The 13434-nt window shown below is 65.9% G+C and carries 12 protein-coding genes; 10 read left to right on the top strand and 2 right to left on the bottom strand.

Annotation, left to right across the window (positions count from 1 at the left end; all coding sequences use genetic code 11):
• The first annotated feature begins 51 nt into the window (after window positions 1-51).
• The 10 genes from CH295_RS22870 to CH295_RS22825 all read left to right on the top strand — a co-directional run bounded on the left by CH295_RS22870 (window position 52) and on the right by CH295_RS22825 (window position 11699).
• Window positions 52-810, top strand: a complete 759-nt coding sequence (locus CH295_RS22870; protein ID WP_037189429.1) for a YebC/PmpR family DNA-binding transcriptional regulator — start codon at window positions 52-54, stop codon at window positions 808-810.
• A 106-nt stretch (window positions 811-916) separates the two neighbouring features.
• The gene (ruvC, locus tag CH295_RS22865; RefSeq protein WP_037189428.1) at window positions 917-1534 is read left to right on the top strand and encodes a crossover junction endodeoxyribonuclease RuvC; all 618 of its coding nucleotides are present in this window, start codon (window positions 917-919) and stop codon (window positions 1532-1534) included.
• Entirely contained in the window at window positions 1531-2136 is a 606-nt protein-coding gene (gene ruvA / locus CH295_RS22860) for a Holliday junction branch migration protein RuvA (protein ID WP_037189426.1), read from the top strand. The genes ruvC and ruvA overlap by 4 nt, the downstream gene beginning before the upstream one ends.
• 54 nt (window positions 2137-2190) lie before the next feature.
• Window positions 2191-3219: a Holliday junction branch migration DNA helicase RuvB gene (gene ruvB, locus CH295_RS22855; protein ID WP_052047563.1), complete on the top strand. Its 1029-nt coding sequence runs from the start codon at window positions 2191-2193 to the stop codon at window positions 3217-3219.
• Between the two features lie 138 nt (window positions 3220-3357).
• Window positions 3358-3768: a preprotein translocase subunit YajC gene (gene yajC, locus CH295_RS22850; protein WP_094741991.1), complete on the top strand. Its 411-nt coding sequence runs from the start codon at window positions 3358-3360 to the stop codon at window positions 3766-3768.
• Window positions 3769-3929: 161 nt separating this feature from the next.
• Complete coding sequence (secD, locus tag CH295_RS22845; protein ID WP_170946026.1) at window positions 3930-5705, top strand: protein translocase subunit SecD; 1776 nt, start codon at window positions 3930-3932, stop codon at window positions 5703-5705.
• Between the two features lies 1 nt (window position 5706).
• Window positions 5707-6888: a protein translocase subunit SecF gene (gene secF / locus CH295_RS22840; protein WP_037189423.1), complete on the top strand. Its 1182-nt coding sequence runs from the start codon at window positions 5707-5709 to the stop codon at window positions 6886-6888.
• A gap of 24 nt (window positions 6889-6912) precedes the next feature.
• Window positions 6913-8616, top strand: a complete 1704-nt coding sequence (locus CH295_RS22835; protein WP_094741990.1) for an ABC transporter substrate-binding protein — start codon at window positions 6913-6915, stop codon at window positions 8614-8616.
• Window positions 8613-9152, top strand: a complete 540-nt coding sequence (locus CH295_RS22830; protein ID WP_037189421.1) for an adenine phosphoribosyltransferase — start codon at window positions 8613-8615, stop codon at window positions 9150-9152. The genes CH295_RS22835 and CH295_RS22830 overlap by 4 nt, the downstream gene beginning before the upstream one ends.
• A 243-nt stretch (window positions 9153-9395) precedes the next feature.
• Window positions 9396-11699, top strand: coding sequence for a RelA/SpoT family protein (locus tag CH295_RS22825; RefSeq protein WP_252342172.1), 2304 nt, complete (start codon window positions 9396-9398; stop codon window positions 11697-11699).
• A 66-nt stretch (window positions 11700-11765) separates the two neighbouring features.
• On the opposite strand, the gene CH295_RS22820 is transcribed toward CH295_RS22825, so the two are convergent.
• Window positions 11766-12560, bottom strand: coding sequence for a peptidylprolyl isomerase (locus CH295_RS22820; protein WP_094741989.1), 795 nt, complete (start codon window positions 12558-12560; stop codon window positions 11766-11768).
• The gene (locus CH295_RS22815; protein ID WP_094741988.1) at window positions 12557-13420 is read right to left on the bottom strand and encodes a peptidylprolyl isomerase; all 864 of its coding nucleotides are present in this window, start codon (window positions 13418-13420) and stop codon (window positions 12557-12559) included. The genes CH295_RS22820 and CH295_RS22815 overlap by 4 nt, the downstream gene beginning before the upstream one ends.
• Between the last annotated feature and the right edge of the window lie 14 nt (window positions 13421-13434).

Here is a 13434-nt window from a genome sequence, read left to right as displayed (position 1 = left end):
GGGCGAGTAAAGTCGACAACACTGATTTCGAGCAGGAAGGGGCCCTATCGCATGAGCGGCCACTCAAAATGGGCCACCACCAAGCACAAGAAGGCGGTGATCGACGCCCGACGCGGCAAGTCTTTCGCCAAGCTCATCAAGAACATCGAGGTGGCGGCCCGCACGGGTGGCGGTGACCCCACCGGCAACCCGACCCTCTTCGACGCCATTCAGAAGGCGAAGAAGACCTCGGTTCCGATCGACAACATCGAGCGGGCCCGTAAGCGCGGAGCGGGCGAAGAGACCGGTGGAGCCGACTGGCAAACCATCATGTACGAGGGCTACGGACCCAACGGTGTCGCCATTCTCATCGAGTGCCTCACCGACAACCGCAACCGCGCCGCAGGCGAGGTGCGTGTCGCGATGACCCGCAACGGCGGAAACATGGCCGACCCGGGTTCGGTGTCCTACCTGTTCTCGCGCAAGGGCGTGGTGACCCTCGAGAAGAACGGTCAGAGCGAGGACGACGTTCTGATGGCCGTTCTCGAAGCCGGTGCCGAGGAAGTCAACGACAACGGTGACACCCTCGAGATCGTCAGCGAGCCGACCGACCTGATCGCCGTGCGCACCGCGTTGCAGGAGGCCGGAATCGACTACGACTCGGCCGAGGCGAGCTTCCAGGCGTCGGTGAACGTTCCGGTCGATGCCGACGGTGCACGCAAGGTGTTCAAGCTCATCGATGCACTCGAAGACAGTGACGACGTCCAGAACGTGTGGTCCAACGTCGACCTCTCCGACGAGGTCATGGCGGAGCTCGACGCAGAGGACTGAGCCTGGCGCACCCGACGACGTGATCGACCGGGTGTCGTATCCCTGATCCGACGGTGGGCTCCGCTACGCTATCGAACAACAGTTCGTAAGCGGAAGGTGTGGTGGCGTGCGGGTGATGGGTGTCGACCCCGGTCTCACCAGGTGTGGGCTCAGTCTGATCGAGGGTGGCGTGGGCCGAACGGTGGTCGCGCTCGATGTCGATGTGGTGCGGACGCCCGCGGACATGGATCTCGCGCAGCGTCTGCTGAGGATTTCCGAGGCCGCGGAGTACTGGCTCGATACGCACAAGCCCTCGGTGGTCGCGATCGAGCGAGTCTTCGCCCAACACAATGTGCGGACGGCGATGGGCACGGCCCAGGCCGGTGGCGTCATCGCCCTCGCGGCGGCCAGGCGCGGCGTCGACGTCTGCTTCCACACTCCCAGCGAGGTCAAGGCCGCAGTCACGGGCAACGGCTCGGCCGACAAGGCTCAGGTGACCGCCATGGTCATGCGCATTCTCGGCCTGCAGACCGCACCGACTCCCGCCGACGCGGCCGACGCTCTGGCCCTCGGTATCTGTCACTGCTGGCGAGCGCCCATGATCGCCCGGATGGCGAAGGCCGAAGCGATGGCCGCCGAACAGAAACGCAAGTACGACGCGCGTCTGGCCGAGGAGCGCAAGGCTCGCGCCGTCGTGGCACGCAGGATCGAGAAGATGGCCAAGAAGGAGGCGGGCGCACGATGATCGCGTCGATCAGGGGTTCGGTGTTCGACATCGCGCTCGATCACGCCGTGCTCGAGGCGGCGGGCGTCGGGTACCGGGTCAACGCCACTCCGGCGACGTTGGCCACGCTGCACCGGGGGAGCGAAGCGACCCTTTTGACGACCATGATCGTGCGTGAGGATTCGCAGACGCTGTACGGGTTCCCCGACAAGGAGTCGCGTGAGCTGTTCGAGTTGCTCCTCACCGTGACCGGCGTCGGCCCGCGAATCGCCATGGCAACTCTTGCTGTACACGAGCCCGATGCGCTGCGAACTGCGTTGGCGGACAGTGATATCGGAGCTCTGACCAGGGTGCCCGGTATCGGGAAGCGCGGCGCGGAGAGAATGGTCGTCGAGCTGCGCGACAAGGTCGACGCGGTGGTCGGACGAGCCGGAAGCGCGGCCGTGCCGGGATCCGGTGCGGGCAATTCGATGCGAGACCAGATCGTCGAAGCGCTGATCGGTCTCGGATTCCCCACGAAGCAGGCCGAGGAAGCAACCGACGCGGTACTCGCTCAGCAGCCGGAGGCCACGACGTCGACCGCGTTGAGGTCGGCGCTGGCGTACCTCGGCAAGTCCAGGTAGGCCCGGGTGACCGAGGACGACCAGTTCGCCGAATCCCAGGTCGGTGCGGACGCGATGTCCGACGACTTGGACGTCGAAACGAGTCTGCGTCCGAAGAACCTCACCGATTTCATCGGCCAACCTCGCGTGCGGGAGCAGCTCCAGCTCGTGTTGTCGGGTGCCAAGATGCGTGGCGGCACCCCCGATCACATCCTCATGTCCGGGCCGCCGGGCCTCGGCAAGACCAGCATGGCGATGATCATCGCCGCAGAGCTGGGAACCTCGCTACGGCTCACGTCGGGTCCGGCGCTCGAGCGGGCAGGTGATCTGGCGGCGATGCTCAGCAACCTGGTCGAAGGGGACGTGCTGTTCATCGACGAGATCCATCGCATCGCCCGTCCGGCCGAGGAGATGCTGTACCTGGCGATGGAGGATTTCCGGGTCGACGTCATCGTCGGCAAGGGGCCGGGAGCGACGTCGATCCCACTCGAGGTCGCGCCGTTCACCCTCGTCGGCGCCACCACCAGGTCGGGTGCGCTGACCGGGCCGTTGCGCGATCGGTTCGGATTCGTGGCGCACATGGATTTCTACGAGCCCAGCGAGCTCGAACGAATCCTGATGCGGTCGGCAGGGATTCTGGGCGTACCGATCGACCGGGACGGCTGCGCAGAGATCGCCGGGCGCTCGCGCGGAACCCCCCGAATCGCGAACCGATTGCTCCGTCGAGTCCGCGACTACGCGGACGTCCGGGGCGACGGCACCGTCACCCAGGACACCGCGAAGGCCGCGCTGGTGGTCTACGACGTCGACAAACTCGGGCTCGACCGACTCGACCGCGCAGTACTGAGCGCGCTCATCCGGAGCTTCGGCGGGGGACCGGTGGGTGTATCGACACTGGCCGTCGCCGTCGGCGAGGAACCGTCGACGGTCGAGGAAGTGTGCGAGCCGTTCCTGGTGCGTGCCGGAATGATCGCCCGTACCCCCCGCGGGCGCGTCGCGACCGCTGCTGCGTGGCAACACCTCGGTCTGACGCCGCCGCCGGACCTCGCAGTGGGTGGAATTTCGGTCCGATCGTCGGAGGTCCAGCAGGGATTATTCGAATGAATCGGGCACAACGGGACACGAACGGACCGGACCGGTTCCAGGTAATGGCACACTGGGTAGCTGCGAGGCCCGCACCGGCGACGTTCTCGCACGAGACAATGACGTATTTCGAACCCGACTTCGAGGACTGACCTTCCGATGGATTTGCTGTTTCCGCTGCTGATCGTGGCCCTTCTGGTACCGCTGTTTCTCAATGCGCGTCGACAGAAGAAGGTGTTGGCCAAGACCACGGAAATGCAGGACTCGCTGAAGATCGGCGACGAGGTCGTCACCACCGCAGGCCTGTATGCCCGCGTCGTCCTGGTCGAGGACGACACGATCGACCTGGAGATCGCCGACGGCGTCATCACCACCTGGTCGCGTGCGGTCGTACGTGAGGTGTTGCCCGACGACACCGAGTTCGACGACACCGACATCGACGCGACCACCGAGGCGGACCTCGCGGCCCTCGGCTCGAACGACACCGCGGGACCGTCCCTGAGCAAGGCAGACGCGACCCGGCCGGACGAGACGATCGAGCAGACGTCGAAGAGGCTCGAAAAAGAGTGAGCACGATGTGAACGAACCGCTGTCGGAGACAGTATCCGGCAGCGGTTTTCTCTGCGGTGACCGATGTGGTGCACAATCGCACCGCTCACTGCTGACACAGCGGGCCGCCAGGCCCTGCAGGAACCGACACTTTCCATCGCCTCAGAGGAGAAACACACACCGTGGCACCTTCCAGCGGACCGGTGCAACCCGCCCGCTATCTCGCCGTTTTTGCGGTGCTGATGGCAGCGGTGTACGCCATGGTCTTCTTCACCGGAGACAAAGACCCCTCGCCGAAGTTGGGAATCGACCTGCAGGGCGGCACGCGCGTGACACTCACCGCGCGGACCCCCGACGGCAATGCACCGACGCAGGACAGCTTGAAGCAGGCGCAGCAGATCATCGAGACCCGCGTCAACGGTCTCGGTGTCTCCGGCTCCGAGGTGGTCATCGACGGTGACAACCTCGTCATCACGGTGCCCGGCGACGACAGCTCCCAGGCGCGCACCCTCGGGCAGACCGCGCGACTGTTCATCCGGCCCGTCGTTGGATCCGTTGCTCCGTCGACGGGCGAGGGTGCTGGCACGCAGCAGACCCCGGTCGACCCGGCCGCGCCGGTCGATCCTGCGGCACCGGCAGACCCTGCTGCTTCGGCGGATCCGGCTGCGCCCGCAGATCCGGCCACTCCGCAGAACCGTGTGTTCCCGGCGCAGGATCCGTCTGCGGTGGATCCGACGCCTGCTCCTGCGACCGACGCACCCGCTACAGACGAACCCGCGACAGACGATCCCGCCGCGGATGCTTCGCTGTCCGACGCGGATCGCGCTGCCCAGGAGATCGCCGACGCCAAGACCCTTCGGCAGAGCGAGGACCCGCAGGTCCAGCAGCTCGCGATGCAGTCCCTCGACTGCAACGCAGCAGACCCGCTCGCCGGTAACGACGATCCGGCGCTGCCCCTCGTGGCGTGCTCGACCGACGGAACGGCCGTCTACCTGCTCGGTCCCACGATCATCGACGGTCAGCAGATATCCGACGCCACCTCCGGCTTCGACAGTCAGCAGGCCCAGTTCCAGGTCAGCCTGACGTTCGACTCGGAAGGCTCGAACACCTGGGCTCAGTTCACCGCGGCCAATCTGCAGAAGCAGGCGGCGTTCGTGCTGGACTCGAAGGTGATCAGTGCACCGGTCATTCAGGGGGCCACCCCAGCGGGCAGCGCCACCTCGATCACCGGCAACTTCAACAACCAGACCGCGTCCGAGCTCGCCAACACCCTCAAGTACGGCTCTTTGCCGCTCTCCTTCGTGTCCTCCGAGGCCGAGACGGTGTCGGCAACACTGGGATTGGCCTCGCTCGAAGCAGGTCTGCTCGCCGGTGCCATCGGACTGGCGCTGGTGTTGGTCTACTGCCTGCTCTACTACCGTGCCCTCGGGCTGCTCACTGCGCTGTCGTTGGCGCTGGCCGGTCTCGTGGTCTACGGAATCATCGTTCTGTTGGGCCGATGGATCAGCTTCACACTCGACCTCGCAGGCATCGCAGGCCTGATCATCGGCATCGGTATGACCGCGGACTCGTTCGTGGTGTTCTTCGAGCGCATCAAGGACGAGATCAGGGAGGGCCGCAGCTTCCGATCGGCGGTTCCTCGCGGTTGGGCACGCGCCCGCAAGACGATCCTGTCGGGCAATGCGGTGAGCTTCATCGCTGCCGCAGTGCTCTACGTGTTGGCGGTCGGTCAGGTCCGCGGCTTCGCGTTCACCCTCGGACTGACGACGATCCTGGACATCATCGTCGTGGTGCTGGTGACATGGCCGCTGGTGTACCTGGCATCGAAATCCACGTTCTGGTCCAAGCCGTCCGTCAACGGACTCGGTGCCGTCCAGCAGATCGCGCTCGAACGCAAGCGCGCAGCCAACAAGGCACTCGCCGTCAAGACCGGCACTGCGCCGTCGAAGGAGGCATGACATGTCGGACACGACCACGTCGACCCCATCGCCCCTCGACGATTCGGGTGTCGATCAGTCCACCCAGCCGAAGCACAGCTGGCTGTCCAGGTTGTACACCGGTACCGGTGCCTTCGACATCGTCGGTCGTCGCCGGTTCTACTACATCCTCACCGGCGTCATCGTGCTGGTGTGCCTGCTGAGCTTCCTCGTTCGCGGCTTCACCCTCGGTATCGACTTCGAGGGCGGAACCCGGATCGCGCTGCCCGCGGCCGACAACATCACTACCGAGCAGGTCGAGACCGTGTACGACGACGCGCTCGGCATGCCGCCGGTGTCGGTACAGACCGTCGGTGCGGGTGCCGCAGCAACGGTGCAGATTCGCTCCGAAGCTCTCGACCCAGCCGAAGTGGACACCCTTCGCCAGGCGTTGTTCGAGGCATTCCAGCCGCAGGACAACTCGGGTACCGCGACCCCCAACGCCATCAGCGTGTCGGACGTCAGCGAGACCTGGGGCAGCCAGATCACCCAGAAAGCTCTGATCGCGCTCGTAGTCTTCCTGGTCATCGTCAGCATCTACATCGCTGTCCGATACGAACGAGACATGGCGTTGGCGGCGCTGGCCGCCTTGGGATTCGACCTCCTGGTGACCGCAGGCGTGTACTCGCTCGTCGGATTCGAGGTGACGCCGGCAACCGTGATCGGCCTGCTGACAATCCTCGGTTTCTCGCTGTACGACTCGGTGGTGGTGTTCGACAAGGTCGAGGAGAACACCCGCGGCATCCTGAACCTGCATCGCAAGACCTACGCCGAACAGGCGAACCTGGCCGTCAACCAGACCCTGATGCGCTCGATCAACACCACCGTGATCGGTGTCCTCCCGGTGATCGCACTCATGATCATCGCGGTATGGCTACTCGGAGTGGGCACGCTGAAGGATCTGGCTCTGGTGCAGTTGGTCGGCATGATCGTCGGTGCCTACTCGTCGATCTTCTTCGCCACTCCGTTGCTGGTGACGCTCAAGGAGAAGTGGGGCCCCGTCGCAGTCCATACCCGCAAGGTCCACTCCAAGCGCGCCGAAGCGGCAGCCCGCGCAGCCGGCCTCGCTCCGGAGCCGGTTGCCGTCGGTGTGGCCGCCCCGAAGGCGTCGGCTCCGCAGCCGGGCAACCGCCCGACCGGGAAACGAAACAAGAAGCGTCGGTAGAACCACCCTCGACAGGGACGGAGAGTGCACGTGAAACGACGGTGGAGCGCGGCACTGGTGGCAGCGAGTGTCGGCGCAGTGTCCATCACTGCGTGTTCGTCGCCCGAGGACAAGGTGCCCTCGATCGGCTACTCGTTCGACAACGTGGTGAACACGTACAACGCCAGAACCGTCGACGGCGCGGCGTCGGGAGCCCGGCAGGCGTTCACTCGGGTGCAGGTGGGCTTCAGCTACCTCGGGCCCGAGGGAGACGCGTTGTCGGACAACGACATCGGAACAGCCACGGTGGTTCCCGGTGACACGCTGACCGTGCAGTACTCCATCGCCCCGGCCGCGACGTACTCCGACGGTGCGCCGATGGCCTGCGACGACCTGGTGTTGGCCTGGGCGGCGAACAGCGGAAGGTTCGCCACCGACCGCCCCCTGTTCGACGCGGCGTCGACGGCCGGGTACTCCGACATCGAGCGCATCGATTGCGTTCCTGGGGCCAAGGAAGCCACTGTCGTCTTCGCGTCCGGCCGCAGCTACCAGAACTGGCGCGCCCTGTTCGGTGCCACCGACCTACTACCGGCACACGTCGCGGCTCGGGCCGCGGGCGTGCCGAACGTCGTCGATCCCATCCTGGGCGAGGACGACGACGTGGTGAGCCGCATCGCCGACTTCTGGAACACCGGATGGACCCTGACTCCGGGCTCGATCGACCTCTCGCTACTGCCCTCGGCCGGCCCGTACCGGGTCGAGTCCTTCTCCGCCGAGGACGGTCTCGTGCTCGTGGCGAACGACGCCTGGTGGGGAAACCCGCCCGAGACCGCGCAGGTGGTCGTCTGGCCCAAGGGCACCGACCTGACGGCGAAGGCTGCGGACGGCTCGCTGGACGTGATCGACCACGGGGCCGGTGCCGTCGATCTCGGGACCCCCGAGGGATTCACGACCACCGGGCAACCGTCGCGAGGCGTCGAGCAACTGACGTTCGCAACCCAGGGGGTGTTGGCCGACGCGAGTGCACGTCGAGCAGTGGCCGCGTGCATCCCGAGATCGGATCTGTTCGACACGTTGGGTCACCCCGGTTTCGAGGCGGCTGCGGCGGGCCTCGGCTCGGGCCTCGTCGACTCTCGTCTCGTCCAGCCCGACACACTCGAGTACCCATCGGTCGCAGCGGTGGTGGGTGATCGATACCAGCGTTCGGACCTGGACCAGGCGGGCCGAGAACTGGAGGCCGCAGGCGTGGACGCACTGACCGTTCGTGTCGGCTACCGGGGACCGGACGCGCGCCGCGCCCAGGTGGTGAGTCGCATGGCTGCAGATTGCGCGGCCGCAGGCATCACCGTCGAGGACGCGAGTTCACCGGACTTCACACCGTCCGCCCTGCGGGCCGGGGCGGTCGATGCCGTCCTCGGTAGCAGTGGATCGCTTCCCGGACCGTCGGGTTCGGCTGCCGCGGTCACCGCACGGTATTCGTTGCGGACGGGCATCGGTCTGAACGTCGGCGGATACAGCAACGGCAGGATCGACTCCATCGTCGATCAGTTGGCGGTGACCGACGATCCCGAGCGCATTCTGGCGCTGGCCACCGAGGGCGAGAACATCCTGTGGAACGACATGCCGTCGCTTCCCCTGTACAACGAGCCGCGTACGACTGTCGTCAGTGACGGCATGCAGGACGTGGTGCCCAACCCGACGGCCGCTGGTGCCGGATGGAACATGGATCGGTGGGTGCTTCTTCGATGAACGACGCAGGCGGTGCAGTGGGTGCTGCCGCTGCCGTGACCAGGCTGACGCGGTGGGTCGACGACTTCCCCGTCCCCGGTGTGCGCTTCGGCGATCTGACACCGGTGTTCGCGGACGGGCCGGCGTTACGCAGTGTCGTGTCGGAGCTGGCGCAAGGGTTCGAGGACGTCGACCTGGTGGCGGGTATCGACGCACGGGGATTCCTGCTGGGGGCCGGAGTCGCCCTCGAACTCGGGTGCGGTGTGCTCGCGGTGCGCAAGGCGGGAAAGCTTCCGCCTCCGGTGCATTCACGGTCGTACGATCTCGAGTACGGAACCGCCGAACTGCAGATCCCGACTGCGATCGACGTGGCCGGACGACGAGTTCTGGTGGTCGACGACGTGCTGGCGACCGGCGGTACCGTCGATGCGACGGCTCGGTTGTTGGCCGAGCAGGGCGCGGTGATCGCCGGTGCTGCTGTGGTTCTCGAGATCGCCGTTCTGGGTGGGCGCGACAAGTGCAGTGGCTACCCGCTCGGCTGCCTGGTTCGAGTATGAGGACTAAAGTCTCTTTCACAATGCGTTGATGTTCCGGCGTCAGCACGGAACGTGTGGCAGGAGGTGATGAGAGTGACCCGTTACATCGATCAGCCCTTGCCCGATCGGCCTGCCGTCCCCGAGCGGCCCGCAGTTGCCGATCAGACCGGCGTTACCGATCGGACCGGTGGACTCGTCACGACCGACGAGGCCGCGTCCGGTGATGCCGGCCCGGCCGTCGACACTCCGGTTTCCCGCGATCCGCTGGCGTCCGATTCGCAGGCGCCGTCGGGAACCCGTAACTCGGCACCTGTCCCCACTTCGGCGTCGCGGCGGGTGCGAGCACGTCTGGCGCGCCGCATCACCGCTGGACGCAGCGCCGCGGTCAAGCCGGTGCTCGAGCCACTGGTAAGCCTGCACCGCGAGCTCTATCCCAAGGCCGACCTGGCGTTGCTGCAGCGGGCCTACGACGTGGCGGACGAGCTGCATGCCTCGCAGATGCGCAAGTCCGGGGACCCCTACATCACGCATCCGCTCGCCGTGGCCAACATTCTGGCCGAGTTGGGGATGGACACGACCACCCTGGTTGCGGCGCTGCTGCACGACACTGTCGAGGACACCGGATATTCGCTCGCCAAGTTGACCGAGGAATTCGGCGACGAGGTGTCTCATCTCGTGGACGGAGTGACCAAGCTCGACAAGGTCGTGCTCGGAACCGCGGCCGAGGGCGAGACGATCCGCAAGATGATCATCGCGATGGCGCGAGATCCACGGGTGTTGGTCATCAAGGTCGCCGACCGGTTGCACAACATGCGCACCATGCGGTTCCTGCCTCCGGAGAAGCAGGCGCGCAAAGCCAAGGAGACGCTGGAAGTCATTGCGCCGCTTGCTCATCGGCTCGGGATGGCGACGGTCAAGTGGGAGCTCGAAGACCTGGCGTTCGCGATTCTTCATCCGAAGAAGTACGACGAGATCGTGCGTCTCGTCGCCGATCGTGCGCCGTCCCGCGACACCTACCTCGAAAAGGTTCGGGCCGAGATCAACGCGACACTCGCCGCGTCGCGAATCAGTGCCGTCGTCGAGGGTCGCCCGAAGCACTACTGGTCGATCTACCAGAAGATGATCGTCAAGGGCCGCGACTTCGACGACATCCACGACCTCGTCGGCGTCCGCATTCTGTGCGACGAGATCCGTGACTGCTATGCCGCTGTCGGCGTGGTCCATTCGTTGTGGCAGCCGATGGCGGGCCGTTTCAAGGACTACATCGCGCAGCCGCGTTACGGGGTCTACCAGTCGCTGCACACCACGGTGATCGGCCCCGAGGGCAAGCCCCTCGAAGTGCAGATCCGCACGCGCGACATGCACCGCACAGCCGAGTTCGGCATCGCTGCGCACTGGCGTTACAAGGAGACCAAGGGCAAGCATTCGCAGGACAATGCCGAGGTCGACGACATGGCGTGGATGCGTCAGCTTCTCGACTGGCAGCGAGAAGCCGCCGATCCGGGGGAGTTCCTCGAGTCGCTGCGCTACGACCTCGCGGTCAAGGAGATCTTCGTCTTCACCCCCAAGGGTGATGTCGTCACCCTGCCTGCCGGATCGTGTCCGGTCGACTTCGCGTACGCGGTGCACACCGAGGTGGGGCATCGCTGTATCGGCGCGCGGGTCAACGGTCGACTCGTCGCACTGGAACGGACTCTCGACAACGGTGAAGTGGTCGAGGTGTTCACCTCCAAAGCCGCCACTGCCGGTCCAAGTCGGGACTGGCAGGGGTTCGTAGCCTCTCCGCGAGCCAAGACCAAGATTCGCCAGTGGTTCGCCAAGGAGCGCCGCGAGGAAGCCCTGGAGGCAGGCAAGGACGGCATCGCCAAGGAGGTTCGTCGAGGCGGACTTCCCTTGCAGCGCTTGATGAATGCCGAGTCCATGTCGGCGATCGCGCACGAGCTACGGTACGTCGACGTCTCCGCGCTCTACACCGCGGTCGGCGAGAATCATGTGTCCGCCCGCCACGTGGTGCAGCGGCTGGTCGCCCATCTCGGTGGCGTCGGCGATGTCGAGGAAGAGCTCGCCGAGCGGTCGACACCGTCAACGATCCCGACTCGACCCCGTCAGGTCGGCGACGCGGGAGTGCTGGTCACCGGTGCCGAGGGTGTTGTCGCGAAACTGGCGAAGTGCTGCACTCCGGTGCCGGGAGACGAGATCCTCGGATTCGTCACCCGTGGTGGATCGGTGAGTGTCCACCGCACCGACTGCACCAACGCACGCTCGCTCGAAGAGCAGTCCGAACGGTTCATCGAGGTTCAGTGGGCACCGTCGGCGTCCTCGGTGTTCCTGGTCGCCATTCAGATCGAGGCACTCGACCGTCACCGGCTGCTCTCCGACGTCACCAAGGCGCTCGCCGACGAGAAGGTCAATATTCTCTCGGCGTCCGTCGCGACGTCGGGGGACCGGGTTGCGATCAGCAAGTTCACGTTCGAGATGGGCGACCCGAAGCACCTCGGGCACGTGCTGAACGTCGTGCGCAACGTCGAGGGAGTGTACGACGTGTACCGCCTGACGTCTGCGGCCTGAGCGGCAGTCCACGGAAGCAACGAGAGGGTGAGCAGATACTCTGCTCACCCTCTCGTCTTTCTGAACTCAGGCTGCGGACTCCACGATCACCGGATTCGCCGGTGCACCGTCCTCGGAGCCACCGGTGACCCCGCCCGCTGCGATGGCGTCGAGGGTTTGCAGACCGGCGTCCGAGATGGTGCCGAACACCGTGTACTGCGGCGGCAGCACCGAATCGGCGTACACCAGGAAGAACTGGCTGCCGTTGGTATCGGGGCCTGCATTGGCCATAGCCAGCGTTCCGCGGGGGTAGACCACCGGATTCTCGGCCTGCGCCGGATCGTCGGTGTACGCGGTGGTGGGGTACTCGTTGGCGAAGGTGTATCCCGGTCCGCCTCGACCGGACCCGGACGGGTCACCGCACTGCAGCACCTCGAGGCCCGGTGACGTCGTCAGACGGTGACAGGGCGAGCCGTCGAAATATCCCTGCTGGACGAGGCCGACGACGCTGTTGACGGTGCACGGTGCCTGCGTCCGGTCGAGCGTGATGTCGATGGGACCCTGATTGGTGGACAACGTCACATCGACGTTTCCGTACACGTCGATGTTGTCGGTCGCGGGAGCCTCGACCTCCTTGGCGGCCGGGGACTCGGCCGGATACGAGCAGGACACCGTGTCGGTCGTCGGCTGCGGCACGGGCGGCAACGCGCCGAAACGGGACAGATCGAGGGCAGGCCGCGGCGCGGGTGCTGCGGTGGTCGTCGTCGTTGTCGACGACGGTGTGGTGGCCGGTGCAGCTGTCGGTTCGGCCGAACTGGAACACCCTGCGAGTACCAGCGCGGTGGCCGAGACCACGATCGTCAGCGCCGAGGTGCGCTTCACAGGTCGCTCAGCATGGACGTGATGTCGACCGGTTCGGCGGGGGCTCCGTCGGATGCGCCGCCCTCCACTCCCTTGGCTGCGATGGCGTCGAGAGTGGCGAGTCCGGTCTCGTCGATGGTGCCGAACGCGGTGTAGGCGGGCGGCAGTTCCGAATCGCCGTAGACGAGGAAGAACTGGCTGCCGTTGGTACCCGGGCCTGCGTTGGCCATGGCCAACGTTCCGCGTGGGTAGGCGATCGGGGTCTGAGCAGCGGGGTCGCCCTCGGCATAGGTATCGGTGGGGAATTCGTCGGCGAACTGATAGCCCGGTCCGCCGGAGCCGGTGCCCGTGGGATCGCCGCACTGCAGAACCTGCAGGCCCGCGCCCGTTGTGAGTCGATGGCAGGTGGTGCCGTCGAAGTAGCCCTGATTGGCGAGCGAGACGAAACTGTTGACCGTGCACGGAGACTCGGGATTGTTCAGCGTCAGCCCGATGTTCCCCGCAGACGTGGTCATGCTGTAGCTCAGCGGCTCGTCGCTGGTGGGGACGTTGTCGGTGCGCGGGGGAGTGTTCTCCTTGGCCGCAGGCTGTGTCGCGGCGGGATAGGAGCAGTTCACCGTCTCGGGCAGCGGCTCGGTGCGCCCTGCTGCGATGATCGAATCGGCGGGTGCCGACGTCGTCGACTCCTGGGCGGTGCTCGCATCGTCGTCACCGCGGGTCACCACGAACACGACCGAGACGACGGCCACGACCGCGACGACACCGAGAATGGAACCGGCGATCGTCAATTGCTTACGACGTCGCGCTCGCTCGGCGCGGCGTACGAGTTGGCGTTCGAGCTTTCGTTTGGCAGCCTCGCGCCGTTGCTCGTTGCTGGGCAATTCGTGTTCCTCCC

This window comes from Rhodococcus sp. 14-2483-1-2, from assembly GCF_002259405.1.
Classification (GTDB): Bacteria; Actinomycetota; Actinomycetes; order Mycobacteriales; family Mycobacteriaceae; genus Rhodococcoides.
Note: the sequence above shows the minus strand (reverse complement) of the source record. Positions and strands in the feature narration are given on the sequence as shown.

Excerpts from the sequence above, each read along its gene's own strand:
- secF (WP_037189423.1), top strand. The coding sequence starts at position 5,707 with ATGTCGGACACGACCACGTCGACCCCATCGCCCCTCGACGATTCGGGT.
- ruvB (WP_052047563.1), top strand. The coding sequence starts at position 2,191 with ATGTCCGACGACTTGGACGTCGAAACGAGTCTGCGTCCGAAGAACCTC.
- CH295_RS22870 (WP_037189429.1), top strand. The coding sequence starts at position 52 with ATGAGCGGCCACTCAAAATGGGCCACCACCAAGCACAAGAAGGCGGTG.
- CH295_RS22830 (WP_037189421.1), top strand. The coding sequence starts at position 8,613 with ATGAACGACGCAGGCGGTGCAGTGGGTGCTGCCGCTGCCGTGACCAGG.
- yajC (WP_094741991.1), top strand. The coding sequence starts at position 3,358 with ATGGATTTGCTGTTTCCGCTGCTGATCGTGGCCCTTCTGGTACCGCTG.
- ruvA (WP_037189426.1), top strand. The coding sequence starts at position 1,531 with ATGATCGCGTCGATCAGGGGTTCGGTGTTCGACATCGCGCTCGATCAC.